The organism is Marinobacter vulgaris (assembly GCF_003344045.1).
GTDB lineage: Bacteria > Pseudomonadota > Gammaproteobacteria > Pseudomonadales > Oleiphilaceae > Marinobacter > Marinobacter vulgaris.
Map to the genome: position 1 here is coordinate 1 of NZ_QFWX01000067.1, position 309 is coordinate 309.

1 protein-coding gene is annotated in these 309 nt (G+C 53.1%); it reads left to right on the plus strand.

The annotated features are described in order from the left end of the window. Nucleotides 1–309, plus strand: a 309-nt coding sequence (gene traN / locus DIT71_RS17825; RefSeq protein ID WP_158538988.1) for a conjugal transfer protein TraN, incomplete at both ends; no start/stop codon positions are given.

Below are 309 nucleotides of genomic sequence, written 5' to 3' on the forward strand. Positions count from 1 at the left end.
ATGTCACTCAGTCCGCAGATAACGGCACCTGTCAGAAATATGTCGATAATCCGGCCTGTACGCTGGCCTCACGTCAGTGCGCGTTTTATTCCGATGAGGGAACCTGTCTGCATGAGTACGCCACGTACTCCTGCGAGTCCAGAACATCAGGAAAAGTGATGGTCTGTGGTGGTGATGTCTTCTGCCTTGACGGTGAATGCGATAAGGCACAGAGCGGAAAAAGCAGTGATTTTGGTGAAGCAGTATCACAGCTGGCTGCGCTTGCCGCCGCAGGTAAGGATGTTGCCGCCCTGAATGGTGTGGATGTCA